The organism is Vibrio sp. 1727 (genome assembly GCF_033344415.1).
Lineage (GTDB): Bacteria > Pseudomonadota > Gammaproteobacteria > Enterobacterales > Vibrionaceae > Vibrio > Vibrio alginolyticus.
Genome location: NZ_JAWPOT010000023.1, coordinates 17,001 through 37,972, shown reverse-complemented (window position 1 = coordinate 37,972; position 20,972 = coordinate 17,001). Strand labels below are relative to the sequence as shown.

The window sequence follows — 20,972 nt, the reverse complement described above, 5'->3', positions numbered from 1 at the left end:
GCACGAAGTGTTTAAATCCTAGACCAGAATTGCTCATTTAAATGAGTGAGATTTACATACATTTTCGTTACTAACCTTTAATTTATTCTTCGTTTATCTTCCATTTTAGGCCGCAAAAGGTCAAAATTAGCGGTTATTCATTTTACTTATTTAATACTTAGGAATTCTCATGCTCGAAGCCGTTGCGTTGCTTATAGTCGGTCTTGTTTTGCTTGTTTGGAGTGCAGATAAACTTGTTTTTGGCTCTGCAGCGATAGCCCGCAACGTCGGTATTTCCCCGCTTGTCATCGGCATGACAATCCTTGCGATGGGCTCATCTGCCCCTGAGATGATGGTATCTGCAACCGCTGCTTGGGATGGCAAAACAGATACAGCGGTGGGTAACGTATTAGGCTCAAACATAGCGAACATTGCGTTAATCCTAGGTATTACAGCGCTGATCAAGCCTTTGTCGATTAGCTCCGCCGTCATCCGCCGAGAACTTCCACTCATGATAGCCGTAACCGTACTCGCTGGTATTCTGCTTTGGAATAGCCATCTCGGTTTTTATGAGGGTGTCTTATTGTTTGTACTCTTTGGGGCATTTTTATTTGCTATGTTGCAAATCAGCCGCAAAGAGCAAAAATCAGGTGATGTTTTTCTTGATGACCAAGAGTCAGAGATCCCAGAAGGCGTCAGTAACCCTAAAGCAATCATGTGGGTGGTTATTGGCTTGATACTGCTTCCTTTGGCAGCCAGCATGCTGGTTGATAACGCGGTAATTATTGCTAAACACTTTGGTATGAGCGACCTTGTTATCGGTCTAACTATTATCGCCATTGGCACTAGCCTGCCAGAACTAGCCGCATCACTTGCGGGAGTTTTAAAGGGTGAAGACGACATGGCTGTCGGTAACATTATCGGTTCGAATGTGTTTAACATTCTGGCGGTAATGGGGATTCCTGGCATCATTAATCCATCGGTGCTCAGTGAGTACGCGATGGGACGTGACTTCTGGGTCATGTTAGGCGTTTCATTGTTACTTGTCGCGATGTGTTTGGGTAAATCACGCAGTATTAACCGTATTGAAGGTGCCATCTTGTTTGTGTGCTTCTTAGGTTACCAAGTGTACTTATTCGCAAACATGACCGCTTAATTACCACGATCAATAAGTAGAGATCTGATATGTCCAATCAATTTGATTTTCGCGCTGCTGCTAAACAAGTTCTTGATATCGAAGTTGCTGCTCTGCAAGAGCTAGATACCTACTTTGATGATCAATTTGAAAAAGCGTGTGAACTTATCCTTTCCAACAACGGCAAAGTTGTCGTTATGGGTATTGGCAAGTCAGGCCATATTGGTAACAAGATTGCCGCCACTCTGGCAAGCACTGGGACTTCGGCGTTTTTCGTTCATCCAGGCGAAGCCGCACATGGTGACTTGGGTATGATTAGCCCTGGTGACATTGTGCTGGCAATTTCTAACTCTGGTGAATCAAACGAAATTCTGTCTCTATTTCCAGTATTAAAGCGCCTGAATATTAAGATCATCAGCATGACAGGTAAGCCAGAATCAAATATGGCCAAGCTGTCTGACTTACACCTGCAAATTACGGTACCTCAAGAAGCTTGTCCGTTAGGCCTGGCGCCAACTAGCAGTACGACTGCCACATTAGTGATGGGAGATGCATTAGCCGTAGCTCTGCTTCAAGCTCGTGGTTTTTCTGCCGAAGATTTTGCCCTATCTCACCCAGGTGGTGCACTGGGGAGAAAACTGCTACTTAAGTTGTCTGATATTATGCACTTTGGAGAAGCGTTACCTAAAGTTTCTCCTGACGCATTAATTCGCGATGCCCTGCTTGAAATTTCAGAAAAGGGGTTAGGCATGACAGCCATCGTCGATGAGCACGATGCTATGCTTGGTATATTCACCGATGGTGATTTACGTCGTACCTTAGACAAGCGTATCGATATTCATACGACGGCAATTGGCGAGGTCATGACGACAAACCCAACCACAGCACACCCTGATATGCTGGCGGTTGAAGGTTTGAACTTGATGCAGAATAAAAACATTAACGCTCTGATTTTATGTAAAGACGAAAAAATTGTGGGTGCACTGAACATGCACGATTTACTAAAAGCTGGCGTGATGTAATATCAGCACAAACATTTAAATCATTTATTAGACGAATAAAGGCAATGGTCAGGGAAGTACTGAGCTAAACGATAGGCCTTCATTATATGAGTTTTACTCGCCTTATTTATTTGCTCTTGATCTTCGTTGTAGCGTGGTGCGGTTATTACCTACTAACCCCTAAAGGCAACGACGCAATTCAAGTAGCACCAGATTCTGAACTGCCCATGTTCAGTGGTTCTGGATTAGAAAACATCACCTACGGTGAAGATGGTGTCCGCAGTTACATCATTCGCTCCACTAACTTAGACCATTATGCTAAGAGTGGAGATACTATTTTTAATAACCCGACTTTGATGGTTTACCGTGAAGGTAGCGTCATTGAATGGAAGGTGACTGCCACAAGAGCAGTGTTAGATGAAGACCAAGTTTTGACTTTATATGACAAAGTCTTAATGCAAAATCTTCTGCCTGGTGCGAGTTTTGATACCATGGCAACAGACAAATTGGTCATTAATCTAACCAATCGTGATTTTAAAGCTGACCAACAAGTGATGTTGGTTGGACCACAATTTGAAACTACTGGAGGCGCAATGCAAGGCAACTTAAAACAGCATACTGCGACTCTGACAGATGAAGTTCAAGGTCGATATGAAACCGTTACACCTTAGCCTACTGGCACTGGTATTGGCGGCGCCTCAAGCGCTGGCACTCAAGTCGGATACTCAACAGCCGGTTTACATAAACTCTGACACCCAACAGGTGGATATGAAGAGTAACCAGGTTGTTTTTGAAGGCGATGTATCTCTTAAGCAAGGGAGCATCAATATCGATGCTGATAGAATCGTGGTAACTCGCGATCCTAAAACCGAAGCAATTAAACAGATTCAAGCATTTGGTAAACCTGCGAAGTTTTCTCAGCTGATGGACGATGGTAAAACACTTAGTGGTCAAGCTACGGAGTTGGATTACCGTATTTCTACAGACGAACTGACCATGAAAGGTCAAGCGCAGCTGGCGCAAGACAACAACACCATCAAAGGTTCTTCGATTCGTTACCAAATTGGTAAACAAAAGCTAGTCGCAGATAGCTCTAAGGAAGAGCGCGTTACGACCATTTTGCAACCCAATCAGATAGAGAACTAATATGGCAGTACTGAGTGCGAAAAACTTGGCGAAAAGCTACAAAAAACGCAAAGTCGTCACTGATGTTAGCTTAGAAGTTGAATCTGGTCAGATTGTTGGGCTGCTCGGTCCAAACGGTGCGGGTAAAACCACCTCGTTTTACATGATTGTCGGCTTAGTACCTCGCGATGAAGGCACCATTACCATTGACGACAATGACATCAGTATTTTGCCGATGCATAGCCGTTCACGACTTGGCATTGGCTATCTTCCGCAAGAAGCGTCGATTTTCCGTAAGCTTTCAGTAGAAGATAACATCATGGCCGTACTTGAAACTCGTCAAGAAATGACGAGGGAAGAGCGCCAAGATAAACTGGAAGATTTGTTGGAAGAATTCCACATCCAGCACATCAGAACCAGTGCTGGTATGGCACTATCAGGGGGTGAGCGACGCAGGGTGGAAATCGCTCGAGCTTTAGCGGCCAACCCTCAGTTCATTTTATTGGATGAACCTTTCGCTGGTGTTGACCCAATTTCGGTTAATGACATCAAGAAAATCATTGAGCATCTGCGCGATCGTGGTCTCGGAGTGTTAATCACTGACCATAATGTACGTGAAACACTGGACGTATGTGAAAAAGCCTATATCGTGAGCCAAGGGCACCTAATTGCATCGGGAACTCCGGCAGAAGTTCTCAATAATGAACAGGTGAAACAAGTTTATCTCGGCGAACAATTCCGTCTATGATTATATTAGGAACGGTAAGATTCTGAGCATTACAAGGTAAGTAACACTGAATGAAACCTTCATTACAACTCAAGCTAGGTCAGCAGTTAGCCATGACGCCACAGTTGCAGCAAGCGATTCGCTTATTGCAATTGTCGACACTCGATCTTCAACAAGAAATCCAAGAAGCGTTGGACTCAAACCCATTATTGGAAGTTGAAGAAGGCCAAGACGAGCCTCTAGCAAACGGTGAAGATAAGTCAGCGGTCGAGGCTGCTGATAGCAACAGTGCTAGCGAACCAACAGAAATTGACGTTCCAGATAGCTCCGATGTGATAGAGAAATCAGAAATTAGCTCTGAACTTGAAATCGACACGACTTGGGATGACGTCTACAGCGCGAATACTGGTAGCACTGGCTTAGCTCTTGATGATGATATGCCCGTCTACCAAGGCGAAACCACTGAATCATTACATGATTACCTCATGTGGCAGCTTGACCTAACACCATTCAGTGAAACCGACCGCACGATTGCATTAGCGATTATTGACGCTGTTGACGACTACGGCTATTTAACTTTGTCGCCTGAAGAGATTCATGAGAGCTTCGATAATGAAGAGATAGAGTTAGACGAAGTAGAAGCCGTTCGTAAACGCATTCAACAATTCGATCCTCTTGGCGTTGCATCGCGTAACTTACAAGAATGTTTGTTACTGCAACTGACGACCTTCCCAGAAGACACGCCATGGCTTGCTGAAGCCAAAATGATACTTGCGGATCATATTGATCACCTAGGCAACCGTGACTACAAGCTCGTCATCAAAGAGACTAAGCTGAAAGAAGCCGATCTGCGTGAAGTCTTAAAGCTTATCCAACAGTTAGATCCTCGTCCAGGTAGTCGCATCACTCCTGATGATACCGAGTACGTAATTCCAGACGTATCCGTTTTTAAAGACAATGGCAAATGGACCGTTTCTATAAACCCGGATAGCGTGCCAAAATTAAAAGTAAATCAACAATATGCTCAATTAGGCAAAGGTAATAGCGCGGATAGCCAGTACATCCGCAGCAATTTGCAAGAGGCAAAATGGTTAATTAAGAGCTTAGAGAGTAGAAACGAGACGCTACTCAAAGTTGCAAGATGTATTGTTGAACATCAACAAGATTTCTTCGAGTATGGTGAGGAAGCCATGAAGCCAATGGTACTCAATGATGTCGCTTTGGCTGTGGACATGCATGAATCCACGATTTCTCGTGTAACAACGCAAAAATTTATGCATACACCACGTGGTATTTTTGAATTGAAGTACTTCTTCTCTAGCCATGTTAGTACTGACAACGGCGGAGAATGTTCGTCAACAGCAATTCGTGCACTCATTAAAAAACTGGTCGCAGCAGAGAATACTGCCAAACCACTGAGTGATAGCAAGATTGCTGCTCTTCTGGCTGACCAAGGGATTCAGGTCGCAAGACGTACGATAGCCAAATATCGCGAATCCTTGGGAATTGCCCCTTCAAGTCAGCGTAAACGCCTATTATAAGGCACTAACTGAAAAGGAAAGTCTATGCAAATCAATATTCAAGGCCATCACGTTGATCTTACCGATTCAATGCAAGACTATGTAAATTCTAAGTTTCAGAAGCTCGAAAGGTTCTTCGACCATATCAATCAAGTGCATGTTGTACTAAAAGTTGAAAAAATTACTCAAATCGCGGAAGCTACGCTTCACATAAATCAAGGCGAAATCCACGCATCAGCCGATGACGAAAATATGTATGCCGCGATCGATTCGCTGGTAGATAAATTGGTTCGCCAACTTAATAAGCACAAAGAAAAACTAAACAGTCATTAATCATGCAACTGAGCGAAATACTGTCATTGGACTGCACCAAAAGTGCGGTCCACTGCACGAGTAAAAAACGCGCCCTTGAAATGATCAGCCGTATCGTGGCTGATCAAACGGGCCAAGATTCTACCGAGCTGTTCGAATGCATGCTCAATAGAGAAAAAATGGGCAGTACCGGTATCGGAAACGGTATTGCGATCCCTCACGCGAGAATGCAATCAAGCGACAAGGCCATTGCTGTCTTACTGCAATGTGATGAAGCAATCGAATTTGATGCGATTGACAATCGACCTGTCGATCTTCTTTTTGCGCTCCTTGTACCAGAAGAACAGTGCAAAGAGCACCTCAAGACTCTATCCTCTATGGCAGAACGTCTGAGCGATAAGCAAGTATTAAAACTACTGCGTAATGCTCAGAGTGATGAAGAACTTTACGACATCATGATTCACCAATAAGCAGGACTAACTCCATGCGACTAATCGTTGTTAGCGGGCACTCAGGTGCCGGTAAAAGTATTGCGCTTCGTGTACTGGAAGACTTAGGTTACTACTGTGTTGATAACCTGCCAGTTAACTTGCTGGACGCATTTGTTCATTCTGTTGCTGACAGCAAACAGAATGTTGCAGTCAGCATTGATATTCGTAATATTCCTAAAAAGCTAAAAGAACTGACGAGTACACTAGAACAGTTAAAAACTGAGCTTGATGTGACCGTGCTTTTCTTGGACGCTAATAAAGAAACGCTACTCAAACGCTACAGCGAAACACGCCGAATTCACCCGTTATCTTTAGGTGGCACCTCCCTCTCGCTCGATCAAGCCATCGAGCGTGAGAAGCAAATTTTGACGCCACTCAAAGCGCATGCAGATCTGGTCCTAAATAGTAGTGGGCAGTCTTTGCATGAATTGAGTGAAACCGTGCGTATGCGCGTTGAAGGCAGAGATCGCAAAGGGCTCGTTATGGTATTTGAGTCTTTTGGTTTTAAATACGGCCTGCCTTCCGATGCCGATTACGTATTCGACGTTCGCTTCTTACCTAACCCACATTGGGAACCAGCACTACGCCCGCTTACAGGTCTGGATGCTCCTATCGCCGCATTTTTAGAGCAACACCAATCGGTGTTAAGTTTGAAATATCAAATTGAAAGCTTTATAGAGAATTGGTTACCTCTGCTTGAGAAAAACAACCGCAGCTACCTGACCGTTGCAATCGGTTGTACTGGTGGTAAGCACCGCTCGGTGTACTTAACTCAGCAAATCGGTGAATACTTCTCCAACAAAGGACACCAAGTACAAATTCGCCATACCTCACTAGAGAAAAACGCTAAGGAGTAGCCGTGGAGTTAAGTCGTAAAGTATTGATTCAAAACCGCCTTGGCTTACATGCTCGTGCAGCAGTCAAACTGGTCGAACTGGCACAGAGCTTTGAAGCGGTCATCACCATCGACAATGAAGAAGACAAAACCGCCACAGCAGACAGCGTAATGGGCCTGTTAATGCTAGAGTCCGCTCAAGGACAATACGTCACGATCCACGCAACGGGTGGGCAAGCGGAAGAAGCACTGGATGCCGTTTGCCACTTGATCGAAGATAAATTTGATGAAGGCGAGTAGTTTACTCGCTTTTTTTCTTACCTCCCATTATCTTTCTCTTCCCTGACCTAATAAATAAATTTGCTTAGTATCATAAGTTGTTATTAAAAGGCGCCTAGAATTAAGTTATTATTCAACGCATTGTAAATATCAGGAATTGGGAGGAATGAATGGCAGAGCAAATTGAATTCGACCAAGCTCACCAAGCCCTCCAAGAAGTCACAGAAGCGCTAGAAAATGGCCGCTTCGTCCATGTTCGTCGTCAATTACAGGACATGGAACCTGAGGATATCGCTCACCTTTTAGAAGCCTCCCCACGTAAGAGCCGTGAAGTTCTTTGGCAACTCACCGACCCTGAAGATTATGGTGAAATCCTTGACGAGCTGAACGAAGACGTCAAAGACAGCCTCGTATCCAAAATGGCACCAGAAGCGCTTGCAGAAGCGACAGAAGGCATGGATACCGATGACGTGGCTTACGTACTGCGTAGCTTGCCTGACAACCTGTCACGCGAAGTCCTGTCGCAAATGGACTCCTCTGACCGTCTACGGGTCGAAACCGCCCTATCCTACCCAGAAGACACTGCGGGTGGACTGATGAACACCGACGTCATCACAATTCGTGGTGACGTCGATGTGGACGTAGTTTTGCGTTATCTACGTATGAAAGGCGAGCTTCCAGAAGCTACGGATGCCCTGTATGTGATCGATGAAGAGAGTAAGCTCATCGGTGAACTGCCGATCACGACGCTTATTACCACTCAGCCAGACGTAAAAATCGTTGATGTAATGGAAGACGCGGACGAGGCCATCACCGTCGATACTAGCGACTCAGATGTTGCGAGTCTGTTCGAACGCCGTAATTGGGTATCTGCACCTGTTGTTGATGAAAACTTGCATTTGGTCGGTCGTATCACCATCGATGACGTGGTTGACGTTATTCGTGAAGACGCGGAACACTCGATGATGAGTATGGCGGGTATGGACGATGACGAAGATACTTTCGCGCCTGTTGTAAAATCAGCTCGCAAACGCAGTATCTGGCTTGGCGCTAACGTATTAGCCGCCCTTGCTGCTGCTTCCGTTTCTAATATGTTTGAGGCCACATTAGATCAAATGGCGGCCATTGCAGTATTGATGACGATTGTTCCGTCCATGGGTGGTGTCGCTGGTAACCAAACCGTCGCACTAGTGATTCGTGGTCTTGCTCTTGGTCATATCGGTGACTCAAACAAACGCGAACTGTTAATGAAAGAAGCTTCGATCGGCTTACTCAACGGTATCATGTGGGCGCTGATTATTGGTGGTATTGTTGTTGCTTGGAAAGGTAACTGGATGCTCGGAGGAATCATTTCCGCCGCCATGCTGACCAACTTATTGGTCGCAGGTATTGCAGGAGTAACGATTCCAATCCTATTGAAAAAAATGAACATCGATCCTGCTTTAGCTGGTGGTATGGCATTAACAACGGTGACGGATGTGATTGGTTTATCTGTCTTCTTAGGGCTTGCCACAATACTGATTACCTAACAGAAAAAACGAAAAAGCCTGATGAACACATCAGGCTTTTTTGATTCTGAATTGCTAGAAAAGCTTATTCACCCGCCACTTTCATGGTATCCAGTAGGATAGAGCCCGTTTGGATTTGTGAGCGCGTTTCAATATCACTACCAACCGCCACAATCTTGGTGAACATGTCTTTTAGATTACCTGCGATGGTAATTTCTGATACTGGGTATTGGATTTCGCCATTCTCAACCCAGAAGCCTGCGGCACCGCGAGAGTAATCCCCCGTTACCACGTTCACACCTTGTCCCATGACTTCTGTCACTAGAAGACCAGTACCGAGCTCTTTAAGCATTTGTTCGAAGTTTTGGCCTGTCGACTTCACGTACCAGTTATGAATCCCACCAGCGTGACCTGTCGGCGTCATCTTCATTTTACGTGCGGCATAACTGGTTAACAGATAAGTTGCTAGCACACCGTCGGTAATGATCTCACGGTCTTGAGTGTACACACCTTCACTATCGAATGGACTTGATGCCAAACCACGCAATACATGCGGACGTTCTGAGATATTGAACCATTCAGGAAGCACTTGTTTGCCTAGATGGTCAAGTAAGAAAGAAGATTTTCGGTACAGGTTACCACCGCTGATCGCCATAACGAGATGGCCAATCAAGCCTGTCGCAACATCAGCCGCAAACATGATTGGGTATTGACCTGTTTTTAGACGCTGCGCATCTAGGCGGTTAACCGTATTCTCTGCCGCCTTACGACCCACCGTTTCTGGGGTCCATAAGTCATCACGATGACGTGCCACGGTGTAGCTGTAATCACGTTCCATCTCGCCGTTTTGACCAACGCCAATTACACAACAGCTAGTACTATGTCGGCTAGACGCATAACTAGCTAATAAGCCATGGCTATTGCCATACACTTTCACGCCGTAATGACTATCATAACTCGCGCCATCACTTTGTTTGATTGCACTATTATAATTTAGCGCCTCTTTTTCTGCTGCAATCGCCACATTGGCAGCATAGTCTGGATCGGGTGCGTCAGGGTGGAAAAGATCAAGCTCAGGGATCTCTTGCACCATGTATTCTTTCGCTGCAGGGCCTGCAAATGGGTCTTCAGATGTGTAATGTGCAATATCTAGCGCCGCTATAACGGTTTGCTCGATTGCAGCTTCACTTAAATCAGACGTGGAAGCACTGCCTTTGCGTTGACCTCGGTAAACGGTAATGCCCAGCGCACCATCGCTGTTGAACTCGACATTTTCTACTTCACCCATACGAGTTGAAACACTTAAACCAGTGCTTTTAGTAATTGCGACTTCGGCGGCGTCAGATTTTGCCGATGCAAGCTTTAAAGCTCTTGCTACGGCTTGCTCTAGCTCGGTACGTTGCTCAGCAACCTGCTGTTTAATATCCATTGTCTTTCACATCTTGTCTTTGATGAACAATAGGATAACAAGAATTTCGCTTTCTCCCCATGATTCTTGTTAAAATAGTCATAATATTAATCAAAACACAGGCAACTGAAATGGCACGTAAGAATCAAAAAGCGCCATGGGAACCAGAAGAAGAGATCATCTGGGTAAGTAAATCCGAGATGAAGCGAGACATGGAAGAACTGCAAAAGCTAGGTGAGGAGCTTGTCGGCCTCAAACCTTCAGTTCTAGAAAAGTTTCCATTGAGCGAAGATTTGCGAGAAGCAATTGCTGACGCGCAACGCTTTAAAAATGAAGCGCGTCGTCGCCAATTACAACGTATCGGTAAATTGATGCGTTACGAAGATCCAGAGCCAATCCAAGCCGCACTGGATAAAATTCGTAATAAGCACTCTCAATTAACGGCGGTATTCCACAAACTTGAAGCGTTGCGTGATCGCGTAGTGGAAGAAGGTGACAAAGCCATTGATGACGTAATGGAAATGTACCCAGAAGCGGATCGTCAGCGTCTACGCCAACTTGCTCGCCAAGCAGCGAAAGAGAAAAAAGCTGGGAAACCAGCAAAAGCGTACCGCGAAATCTTTCAGATCCTTAAAGGTCTAAACGAAGAAGAGTTTTAATTCGAGGGCTCAAGCAATGAGCATTCGATTTAAACGCAAAAAGCAGACGTCAATGTCTGCTTTTTTTATCTTTGGTTTTACAGTCAGCGTTACACTAAGCGATTAACGCGGTCTCCGCGCTCGAAAGCGTTAATGTTCTCAATCAAGATTTCCGCTAAACGTTGGATAGATGAGTCGCTGCCCCATGCAACATGCGGTGTCAGTAACAAATTAGGTAAACTCATATTGGCAATCAGCGGATTGCTCTCATCAGCCGGTTCTTGTGTAAAAACATCAAAACCAGCCGCTGCAATTTCTTGCTGTTTTAAGGCATCCACCAGTGCGCTCTCATCCACCAAACCTCCACGCCCTGTATTAATCAAAATGGCGTTGGACTTCATTTGTTTCAACTCTGCTTGACCAATTAAATTCTGAGTATGATCGTTGAGCGGGCAATGCAAAGTCAGCGCATCGGAGCGTTTTAATACTTCCTCAAACGACACATAACCTGGTCTACATTCTGCCGCCCCTTTACGCTCAGAAAACAACACGGTCATTCCTAACGCTTGAGCCAGATTCGCCGTCGCTTGCCCTAGTGCCCCACTACCAACAACACCTAACGTGCTACCACCAATATCCCCGATTGGGTGAGTAAAAAAACAAAACTGCTGGTTACGCTGCCACTCACCTGCGGCAATATCTTGGTGGTACCCAAATAAATTCCGTCTTAAAGCGAATAACATTGCCATCACGTGCTCGGGCACCGAACGCGTCGCATAACCACGTACATTAGCAACCGCAATATCATGATTAGCACAGTAGTTCACATCGACGTTGTTAAAACCAGTTGCGGCAACCGCGATCATTCGTAATTTTGGTAGTTGCTCTAATACATGTTGGTCAAGCAGGACTTTATTGCTAATCACGATATCGGCATCTGCTAACCTTTCTATTACCTGCCCAGGCGCAGTTAGGTCGTACTCACGCCAGTGGTGCGGAAAGCTAGGTCGTGGGATCTCAATATGTTCTGGGATGGTCGCTCGGTCTAAAAATACGATGCTTGGCAAAGACATAACAACTCCTTGTTCACGGCTGAAAGACAGGATACATCAACCACAGTAACGAAATAGCCAAAAATAGCGAACTAGAAAGAACCGCTGTTGAGTGCAATTGGCATTAAGGGTGTGGCAACGTTTTATAATCAGGCAATGTACGCTCTGGCGAAAAATAGTTAAAGATCATCGCCTCGGCTTCAGGATAAAAGTCACAGGGTACAAAAATACTTCTCAACTGATCCGTAGCTGGGTGATAAAAACTTAGCTCCGCAGCGTGCAACTCTAAACGCTCTGAAAACTGATACGCCTCTTCAGTTGCATAAAACTCATCACCAATAATCGCATGACCAATCGCCATCAAATGCACGCGTAACTGATGCGATCGACCAGTAATGGGCAGTAGTCGCACAACGGTCGTATGGGTGCCATCAGGGTGTACTTCACGCTTCACCACTTGGAATAAAGTTTGAGATGGTTTGCCGTCGTCGAAACATACTTTTTGTCGTGGACGATTTGGCCAATCACAAATTAATGGAAGATCAATATTCCCTTCTTGCGGCTCAACATGCCCCCAAACACGTGCGTAATACACCTTGTGAGTGAGGCGATATTGGAACTGCTTTTTTAATGCTCGCTCCGCTGGTTTGTTTTTCGCCAGCAACATCAACCCTGATGTCGACATATCCAAGCGATGCACAACTTGAATTTCTGGATGCAACTCTTTGAGGCGGCTCCACATGCTGTCGTAATGCTCTGCAAGGCGACCAGGGACAGACAGCAGCCCTGATGGTTTATTCACTGCCAGAATGTCGTCATCCTCAAAAACGATATCAACCCAAGGGTCGGTGGGAGGGGTATATTCAAGCATTGCCATGGGAGATCTCTACAAAATAAAAACGCCGCGATTATATACCCAAATAGCATCCAGATGCAGGGTTCGGAAGAAAAGTTAAAACCAATAAAGTAAAGTCAATCCTTTAGCATAAAAACTAAAAATAGCACGTTGTAAATTTAGTTTGACAACAAGACGCATAACTGAATAGAGTGCTAGATGCACACAGCATGATATTCGCAAAGAATACTTAAAATAAATACATCAAATACAGCATTTAAAAGACATTACCGTTGCGCAGTATAGGGCGAGCGCTCAGCCTGTCATGTACTGCGGTATGTATCTCTTTAGAAAGATACATAAGATAAAAAGGACAATAAGCAATGGACTCCGCCGTTATAGATAAACCCCAATCCAAACTTTCCTTATTTTTTCGTTCGCTAGGCCCCGGCATATTAATGGCATCTGCTGCGGTCGGTGGCTCTCACCTCGTGGCATCAACCAAGGCTGGTGCGATTTATGGTTGGCAATTGGCTGCACTGATTCTGCTCGTAAACCTGTTTAAATACCCTTTTTTCCGAGCGGGCGTACAGTACACCATGGGGACAGGGCTCACTTTGGTTGAGGGCTACGCGAAATTAGGTCGGCCTTATCTATGGCTATTTCTATTTCTTAGCGTGGTATCGGCCGTCATCAATACCGCCGCTTTGTTGATGTTTAGCGCTAGCTTGCTGGGCTACTTCATTCCGTTTTCACTATCAATGGCATCACTCAACATCATTGTGATTGTCACCTGCCTGATCATATTATTTGCTGGCCATTACAAAGCGCTCGATACGCTATCTAAGGTGATCATGTCGGTGTTAACCATCGCGACTTTACTCGCTGTTTCTATCGCCTTTGGTAACCCTGTTGAGCAAGTAGCCAACTTCGAGCCGCCGTCACCTTGGTCTATTGCGGCTATTGGTTTTATCGTCGTGACAATGGGGTGGATGCCTGCACCGATAGAGATCTCCTGTTTAACCTCAGCGTGGCTAAAACGCCAATCAAGCCAGCAAGAAGTAACATACCGCTCTGCTCTATTTGACTTTAATGTCGGTTATATTGGCACGGCGTTTCTTGCCATTATCTTTGTATCGCTAGGCTCTTTGATGCTTTATGGTTCTGGCGTTGCGCTTGAAAGCTCTGGCGTTGGCTTCTCCCACCAATTGGTTGGCTTATATGCGGCAACGATTGGCGAATGGTCTCGTTACTTGATCGCGGTAATTGCGTTTTTCTGTATCTTTGGCAGCACGATTACCGTTATTGATGGCTATTCGCGCGTTATTTCGGATTCTCAACGCTTACTGCGCTCGCAACCAGACACTAACCCTAAAACCACTTCAGCGATCATGCTGGTAGTCTCCTTACTTGCATTGGGTATTGTGGTTTTCTGGGCTTCTGCGTTATTGCCTATGCTGAACTTTGCGATGATCCTCGCCTTTATGACCACGCCATTCTTTGCTCTGCTAAATTACACATTAGTGCGCAAAACTGAGTTACCTGAGCCTTTGGCTGTTGGACCTAAACTAAAGTGGTTGTCGATTGCAGGCCTGATTTACTTGTTTGGCTTCTTGGCTGTATTTATCTGGTGGAAGTGGTTGATGTAAATGAGATAGCTATCAGTGATTAATGCATTCCGCTTAAAGAAACTAAACCGTAAATAAAGAAAAAGGTCTTCAACTGAAGACCTTTTTTAATGAGCAATAAATACTTACTTAGTTGTGGCTCACCACAATCAAACGCAGCGAGTCGAGCTGAACCTGAGCTTGGTTGATGTAACCAGTGAGCTCTTTAATTTGTGCGTCGATAGCTTCAATTTCTTCGTCACGAATATTTGGGTTCACCGCTTTCAGTGCTTGCAAACGCTCAAGCTCTGCATTCAAACTGTGCTGCATATCTTGATGAGCTTGTTTGCGTACTTCTTCGACCTTCTCTTCAATAAGAACATCACCGGCTTCAATTAAGCGGTGTACGTCTTTCTGTACCGACGTAACCAACTTGCTACCTAAGTGACGGTTTACAGGGCTGAGCTGGCGGTTAAAGCTTTCAAACTCCACTTGAGCAGACAAATCATTACCACGCGAGTCCATCATTAAACGGATTGGCGTTTTCGGTAAGAAGCGCGCGATACCACTGCGTTTTGGCGCTTGCGCATCTACCGCGTAAATCAACTCAAGAAGAATAGTCCCGACTGGTAACGCTTTGTTTTTCAATAGAGATACCGCAGACGTCCCCACCCCTTCACTCATAAGAAGATCGATACCACCCTGGATCATTGGGTGTTCCCAACTGATAAAGTGCATATCTTCACGAGATAAAGCCGTATCACGATCAAACGTGATCGTCGCTCCTTCGTATGGCAGACCTGGATAGCTTGGCACCATCATGTGCTCAGATGGGGTCACAATCAGGGCGTTTTCACCTTTATCGTCTTGATTCAAGCCAATCGTGTCAAAAAGAGAAAGTGCGAAGGTGACCAGATTGGTATCGCCGTCGGTTGATTCAATTTTCTCAACGATTTGTTGTGCTTTTTCCCCGCCATTTGAATGCATTTCTAATAGGCGATCACGGCCTTGCTCCAATTGGGATTTCAGCTCTTTATTCATTTTTGCTGACGCTTCAATGATCTCATCTAGCGTGCTGGTATCACCAGAGGCAAGAATTTCAATCAGATCATCGGAGTACTTATCGTAAACAGCACGGCCTGTTGGGCAGGTTTCCGCAAAAGCGTTCAGGCCTTCATCGAACCAACGTGCTAGGATCGCTTGCGATGTGCCTTTCAGGTAAGGAACATGAATGTCGATATCGCGATTTTGACCGATACGGTCCAAACGACCAATACGTTGCTCAAGCAAGTCTGGGTTGAATGGCAAGTCGAACATGACAAGTTGGTTGGCAAACTGGAAGTTACGACCTTCAGAGCCGATTTCGCTACAGATAAGAACTTGTGCTCCACCTTCTTCTTGCGCAAAGTAAGCCGCCGCTTTGTCACGTTCAAGAATCGACATACCTTCGTGGAAAACGGTGGCGCGGATACCTTCACGCTCACGCAGTGCTTGTTCCAATTGCAGTGCGGTACTCGCACGAGAAGCAATCACGAGGATTTTCTCGCTGCGCTTCTCTTTTACTTTTTCAAGCAACCAATTCACACGCGAGTCAAACTGCCACCAGCTCGCGTCATCGCCTTCAAATTCTTGGAAAATTTCTTCCGGGTAAAGGTTCTTCATCGCACGTGCTTCAGAACTCATCTTACCGCCAATCATCCCAGCAACACGCATTGATGTAGTGTATTGCGGTGGAATATCCATTGGCATCAGATGCACGTTACGCTTAGGGAAGCCTTTGATGGCCGCGCGCGTGTTACGGAACAGAACACGCCCTGTACCATGACGATCCATCAAGTTATCGATCAGCTCTTGGCGTGCCGACGCTTTAGCTTCTTCGTCCGCTTCACTTTCGATAATGCGGAAAAGTGGTTCTACGTCTTGTTCAGACAATAACTCAGTGATCTGGTTTTTTGCTTCATTAGGTAGCTTTTCACCGGAAAAGAGTGAAGTAATCGCATCTGCTACGGGCGCGTATTGCTCTTCTTCCTCAACGAATGCTTCGTAATCATAGAAGCGGTCTGGGTCCAATAAACGCAGACGAGCAAAGTGACTCTCACGACCAAGCTGCTCTGGCGTTGCAGTCAGTAGCAACACACCTGGAGTACGTTCAGCCAAGCCTTCTACCACTTGGTATTCACGGCTCGGTTTATCTTGGCTCCATTCAAGGTGATGCGCTTCATCGACAACCAGTAGGTCCCATTCACCTTCCAGTGCTTGTTCAAAACGCTTGCGGCTCTTGCGTAGGAAATCCAAAGAACACAGCACATATTGCTGAGTATCAAATGGGTTTTCTGCATCCGCAAAAGCTTCGATACAGCGCTCTTCGTCAAAGATAGAGAAATGCAGATTGAAACGACGCATCATCTCAACCAGCCATTGATGCTGCAGTGTTTCAGGCACCACAATCAAAATGCGTTCGGCACGACCAGACAGAACTTGTTGGTGGATGATCATGCCCGCTTCGATGGTTTTACCCAAACCTACCTCATCCGCCAACAAGACGCGTGGCGCGTGACGACGGCCAACTTCGTGCGCGATGTAAAGCTGATGAGGGATCAAACCTGCACGCATACCACATAGGCCACGCATTGGGCTCTTATGCTGCTCAAACTGGTTGGTTAGCGCACGGTAACGCAGAACAAAGTTGTCCATACGGTCGATTTGACCGGCGTACAACTTATCTTGAGGTTTGTTAAAACGAATTTGGTTGCTAAGGAAAATCTCACGCAGAACAACAGCGGTTTCTTGCGTGTCTTCACGAGTACCGAAATAGGTGTAAAGACCTTCATCTTCCAGTACTTCTTCTACTTTTAGAGACCAACCTTCTTGGCAATCGATGACATCCCCAACATTAAAGGTGACTCGGGTAACAGGTGCATCGTTACGTGCGTAAACTCGGTTTTCCTCTGACGCTGCAAACATCAATGTCACAGTACGAGCATCCATTGCTACAACGGTACCTAAACCTAAATCGCTTTCCGTATCGCTAATCCAGCGCTGCCCCAAAGCAAATGTCATGAATTGACTACCTCGTTATTAGTTCTTGATTCGTATTTCTTGTTGGTCTACTCATGCCCGTGGGCATGGATAATAGTTTAGATCTGATTCTGGCTTCTGCTATGCCGATAGCATTCGTCATTTCAGTATGAACTGAGTATTTTTTAAGCCAGCTCAACATGATAAATCGGACGTAGCCTATACGCAGAAAAAGGTCGCTAATCTTACTTGAAGCTGTGATTTAGGTCACGCCGAAACCGCACCAAGCAGAAACTTTTTTTCCCAAACTCTAAATGCAATCAAATTGTAAAATACTCATGCCAATTATTAAGTTGTAGAACGTAAATATTACGTATACTTCTAATGAGGGGCGTTTAAAACCATTGCATATGATTTAAGCGCGTTAGTACACGATTAGGATCAACACGGGTTTGCAGTAAGTTGTCTTGCTACTCGGTTGCACACTAGCCGACATCAGCCCGACAACCTCTATTGCAAGCAATCAGAGTTAGGTCACTTCACACCTATTTGGAAACGACCTAACAACTCGCATGCAGAGCCGTACTACGGCAAGGAGACGCTATGGGCGATACCGATCGGAAACTGTTTGTACTCGATACCAACATTCTTCTTCATGAACCCTTTGCCATCTTCTCTTTCCAAGAACACGATGTCGTTATCCCCATGACCGTGTTGGAAGAACTCGACCGAATCAAAGACAGTAAGCGCGACGTTGCAAGAGATGCGCGCGTGGCTATTCGCACCTTGGAAGATTTGTTTAAAGAAGCAACGCCAGATGAAATCTCTGAAGGCATTCCTGTTTCTAAAGACAACCCCGACCAAGGTACCATTTCCATTTTGGCGGATTTTGAACTGCAGGAAACCGTCAAAGCCTTCGCCGACAAAGCCGGTGACAACCGTATTCTCAACGCGGTGCTTTATCTGCAAAATAAACGTGCACCACGTGAAGTGGTACTGATCACGAAAGACATCAACATGCGTCTGCGAGCCAAAGGGGCTGGTGTACGCTTTGTTGAGGACTATAGAACCGACCAACTGATTGACGACATTCAATACCTAACCAAAGGCTTTCAATTGCGTGAAGGTGATTTCTGGAGCGGTATTGAGGAAGTAGAAAGCTATGCACTGGGCGGAAAAACTTACCACAAACTCAGTCGCGAACCCTTCGACCCAACCTTTATCAACCAATACGTTATTGATGAAGACAGTGACTTTGCTGGTCGCGTAGAAACCATCAATGAAGACAAGCTAACGCTTCTCGACCTGAGCCGCGAACGTCTAATGCATCGTAAGGCTTGGGACATCACACCTAAAAATATCTACCAGGGAATGGCGTTAGATGCCTTACTCGATCCAGAAATTGACTTGGTGATTCTAACGGGTGCGGCGGGTAGTGGTAAGACATTACTGGCAATGGCAGCAGCATTGGAGCAAACCATTGAAAAAAGCATGTTCGATAAAATTATCGTAACACGTAACACGCCAGATATCGGTGAATCCATCGGCTTCTTACCCGGCTCCGAAGAGGAGAAAATGATGCCGTGGTTAGCGGCGGTGACCGATACCTTGGAAGCGCTACATAAACACGATCACTGCACTGAAGGCTCATTGAAGTACATCTGCGATAAAGCCAACATTCAATTTAAATCGATCAACTTTATGCGTGGCCGTTCGATTCAAAATGCGTTTGTACTGCTTGATGAGTGTCAAAACCTCACTGCATCACAAATCAAAACCATCATCACCCGCTGTGGTGAAGGAACCAAAATCGTCTGCTCCGGTAACTTGGCGCAGATTGACTCCCATTACCTCACCCCAGTGACCTCTGGTTTGACCTACATGGTTGAACGCTTCAAGAACTTTGAAGGCAGCGCGAATATTCACCTTAACGGCGTGGTTCGTAGCCGCTTGGCGGAATTTGCTGAAGAAAACCTGTAATTGACACCGACTCACAAAGCAAAAGAGCGCTCTAATGAGCGCTCTTTTTATAACGATTCAACTGAGTTACTCAGTGCCACCCACTGTCAGTGAGTCCAGTTTCAAGGTCGGCTGACCAACACCAACTGGCACACTTTGACCTGCTTTACCACATACGCCAACGCCCTTGTCGATACTTAGGTCGTTACCGACCATAGAGACTTGCTGCATTGCTTCGATACCTGAGCCAATCAACGTCGCACCTTTAACAGGGCGCGTAATTTTACCGTTTTCAATCAAGTATGCTTCGGATGCAGAGAACACAAACTTACCCGAAGTAATGTCCACCTGGCCGCCACCAAAGTTTGGCGCATACAACCCTTTCTCGACCGTCGAGATTATTTCTTCTGGCGTATGTTCACCTGGTAGCATGTAGGTGTTGGTCATACGCGGCATTGGTAAATGTGCATAAGACTCACGACGACCGTTACCTGTTGGGTTCACATCCATTAACCGCGCGTTTAGCTTGTCTTGCATGTAACCTTTCAGCACACCATTTTCGATAAGCGTGTTGTACTGGCCGTTTACCCCTTCATCATCCACATTCAGTGAACCACGAAGGTCTTTTAACGTGCCATCATCGACGATGGTACACAGCGAAGACGTCACTTGTTGACCCATTTTGCCAGAGAAAACCGAAGATTCCTTCCGGTTAAAATCACCTTCTAGGCCATGACCTACCGCTTCGTGTAGCAACACGCCAGGCCAGCCAGAACCCAATACCACTGGCATCATGCCAGCTGGTGCTGCTTCTGCTTCAAGGTTGATTAACGCCATGCGAATCGCTTCGTCTGCGTAATGAAAAGCTTGTTTCACACCATTGCTTTCCGTTAAAAAGAAATCGTAACCGAAACGGCCGCCGCCACCAGCGCTACCGCGTTCACGTCGTTCACCTTTTTGTGCAAGCACACTAATAGACAAACGCACCAAAGGACGAATATCGCCTGCATAAGTACCGTCTGTTGCCGCAACAAGCATCTGCTCATGCACACCGCTGATGCTGATCGAGACTTCTTTAATCAATGGTTCTTTAGTGCGGATGTAAGCATCTAGAGATTTGAGCAATTCTGTTTTTTGCTGCTTTTCCCATTCAGCTAGTGGATTCACAGCGGCGTAGTACGCTTGGTTTTCGGTGCGTTTAAACGCTTGGACTTTACCATTCTGCCCTTGCTGAGCAATACCGCGCGCCGCCATTGCACTCTGCTTCAGGCCTTCAGGCTGGATTTGATCAGAGTAGGCAAAGCCGGTTTTCTCGCCAGTTACTGCACGGACACCAACACCACAATCAATGTTAAAAGAGCCATCTTTGATGATGCTGTCTTCTAGAACCAGAGACTCATGCCAGCTGGACTGAAAGTAAATGTCCGCATAATCGATCTGGCGCGTCGCAATGCTGGCAAGCGTGTCAGCAATGTCTTGTTCTGTCAGACCATTTGGGGCAAGGAGTGCCTGTTCTATTTGGTTTGTGCTCATAGTTAGCTCT

The 20,972-nt window shown here is 45.7% G+C and carries 19 protein-coding genes; 14 read left to right on the top strand and 5 right to left on the bottom strand.

Translation table 11 applies throughout. The features are described 5' to 3' along the window. Positions 1-169: 169 nt before the first annotated feature. From R8O10_RS19595 to mgtE, 11 genes are all read left to right on the top strand, one after another. The gene (locus R8O10_RS19595; protein ID WP_005381102.1) at positions 170-1,135 is read left to right on the top strand and encodes a calcium/sodium antiporter; all 966 of its coding nucleotides are present in this window, start codon (positions 170-172) and stop codon (positions 1,133-1,135) included. Positions 1,136-1,164: 29 nt separating this feature from the next. Then, a complete protein-coding gene (kdsD, locus tag R8O10_RS19590; protein WP_005381104.1) occupies positions 1,165-2,136 on the top strand; it encodes an arabinose-5-phosphate isomerase KdsD in 972 nt (323 codons plus the stop codon). 86 nt (positions 2,137-2,222) lie between these two features. Further along, the gene (lptC, locus tag R8O10_RS19585) at positions 2,223-2,786 is read left to right on the top strand and encodes an LPS export ABC transporter periplasmic protein LptC (RefSeq protein ID WP_005381106.1); all 564 of its coding nucleotides are present in this window, start codon (positions 2,223-2,225) and stop codon (positions 2,784-2,786) included. Then, the gene (gene lptA / locus R8O10_RS19580; RefSeq protein ID WP_005381109.1) at positions 2,767-3,261 is read left to right on the top strand and encodes a lipopolysaccharide transport periplasmic protein LptA; all 495 of its coding nucleotides are present in this window, start codon (positions 2,767-2,769) and stop codon (positions 3,259-3,261) included. The genes lptC and lptA overlap by 20 nt, the downstream gene beginning before the upstream one ends. A 1-nt stretch (position 3,262) precedes the next feature. Then, positions 3,263-3,988: an LPS export ABC transporter ATP-binding protein gene (gene lptB, locus R8O10_RS19575; protein WP_005381111.1), complete on the top strand. Its 726-nt coding sequence runs from the start codon at positions 3,263-3,265 to the stop codon at positions 3,986-3,988. A gap of 50 nt (positions 3,989-4,038) precedes the next feature. Further along, positions 4,039-5,508: an RNA polymerase factor sigma-54 gene (locus R8O10_RS19570; RefSeq protein WP_005381112.1), complete on the top strand. Its 1,470-nt coding sequence runs from the start codon at positions 4,039-4,041 to the stop codon at positions 5,506-5,508. Between the two features lie 24 nt (positions 5,509-5,532). Beyond that, entirely contained in the window at positions 5,533-5,820 is a 288-nt protein-coding gene (gene hpf, locus R8O10_RS19565; RefSeq protein ID WP_005381114.1) for a ribosome hibernation promoting factor, read from the top strand. A gap of 2 nt (positions 5,821-5,822) precedes the next feature. Continuing rightward, the gene (ptsN, locus tag R8O10_RS19560; protein WP_005381116.1) at positions 5,823-6,269 is read left to right on the top strand and encodes a PTS IIA-like nitrogen regulatory protein PtsN; all 447 of its coding nucleotides are present in this window, start codon (positions 5,823-5,825) and stop codon (positions 6,267-6,269) included. Positions 6,270-6,283: 14 nt separating this feature from the next. Beyond that, positions 6,284-7,147 carry an RNase adapter RapZ gene (rapZ, locus tag R8O10_RS19555; RefSeq protein ID WP_054577138.1) on the top strand — a complete coding sequence of 288 codons (864 nt, stop codon included), beginning with the start codon at positions 6,284-6,286 and terminating at the stop codon, positions 7,145-7,147. Between the two features lie 2 nt (positions 7,148-7,149). Then, positions 7,150-7,425 (top strand): HPr family phosphocarrier protein, encoded by a 276-nt coding sequence (locus R8O10_RS19550; protein WP_005381120.1) that lies wholly within the window; start codon positions 7,150-7,152, stop codon positions 7,423-7,425. A gap of 149 nt (positions 7,426-7,574) precedes the next feature. Continuing rightward, positions 7,575-8,933: a magnesium transporter gene (gene mgtE / locus R8O10_RS19545; RefSeq protein ID WP_318191662.1), complete on the top strand. Its 1,359-nt coding sequence runs from the start codon at positions 7,575-7,577 to the stop codon at positions 8,931-8,933. A 64-nt stretch (positions 8,934-8,997) separates the two neighbouring features. Here the strand turns inward: mgtE and pmbA are convergent, their stop codons facing one another. Beyond that, positions 8,998-10,341 carry a metalloprotease PmbA gene (gene pmbA, locus R8O10_RS19540; RefSeq protein WP_017821304.1) on the bottom strand — a complete coding sequence of 448 codons (1,344 nt, stop codon included), beginning with the start codon at positions 10,339-10,341 and terminating at the stop codon, positions 8,998-9,000. A gap of 110 nt (positions 10,342-10,451) precedes the next feature. Between pmbA and yjgA the strand changes: the two genes are divergently transcribed. Further along, positions 10,452-10,979 (top strand): ribosome biogenesis factor YjgA, encoded by a 528-nt coding sequence (yjgA, locus tag R8O10_RS19535; protein ID WP_005381124.1) that lies wholly within the window; start codon positions 10,452-10,454, stop codon positions 10,977-10,979. An 89-nt stretch (positions 10,980-11,068) separates the two neighbouring features. On the opposite strand, the gene R8O10_RS19530 is transcribed toward yjgA, so the two are convergent. Then, positions 11,069-12,031, bottom strand: coding sequence for a D-2-hydroxyacid dehydrogenase (locus tag R8O10_RS19530; RefSeq protein WP_149191737.1), 963 nt, complete (start codon positions 12,029-12,031; stop codon positions 11,069-11,071). Positions 12,032-12,134: 103 nt separating this feature from the next. Beyond that, positions 12,135-12,887, bottom strand: coding sequence for a pseudouridine synthase (locus R8O10_RS19525; protein ID WP_005388428.1), 753 nt, complete (start codon positions 12,885-12,887; stop codon positions 12,135-12,137). A 341-nt stretch (positions 12,888-13,228) separates the two neighbouring features. Between R8O10_RS19525 and R8O10_RS19520 the strand changes: the two genes are divergently transcribed. Next, complete coding sequence (locus R8O10_RS19520) at positions 13,229-14,494, top strand: divalent metal cation transporter (RefSeq protein WP_318191661.1); 1,266 nt, start codon at positions 13,229-13,231, stop codon at positions 14,492-14,494. A 108-nt stretch (positions 14,495-14,602) separates the two neighbouring features. On the opposite strand, the gene rapA is transcribed toward R8O10_RS19520, so the two are convergent. Next, the gene (gene rapA / locus R8O10_RS19515) at positions 14,603-17,512 is read right to left on the bottom strand and encodes an RNA polymerase-associated protein RapA (protein WP_005381132.1); all 2,910 of its coding nucleotides are present in this window, start codon (positions 17,510-17,512) and stop codon (positions 14,603-14,605) included. Positions 17,513-18,073: 561 nt separating this feature from the next. Between rapA and R8O10_RS19510 the strand changes: the two genes are divergently transcribed. Next, positions 18,074-19,450, top strand: coding sequence for a PhoH family protein (locus R8O10_RS19510; protein WP_005381133.1), 1,377 nt, complete (start codon positions 18,074-18,076; stop codon positions 19,448-19,450). 66 nt (positions 19,451-19,516) lie between these two features. Here the strand turns inward: R8O10_RS19510 and tldD are convergent, their stop codons facing one another. Next, complete coding sequence (tldD, locus tag R8O10_RS19505; RefSeq protein ID WP_151514346.1) at positions 19,517-20,962, bottom strand: metalloprotease TldD; 1,446 nt, start codon at positions 20,960-20,962, stop codon at positions 19,517-19,519. Positions 20,963-20,972: the final 10 nt, after the last annotated feature.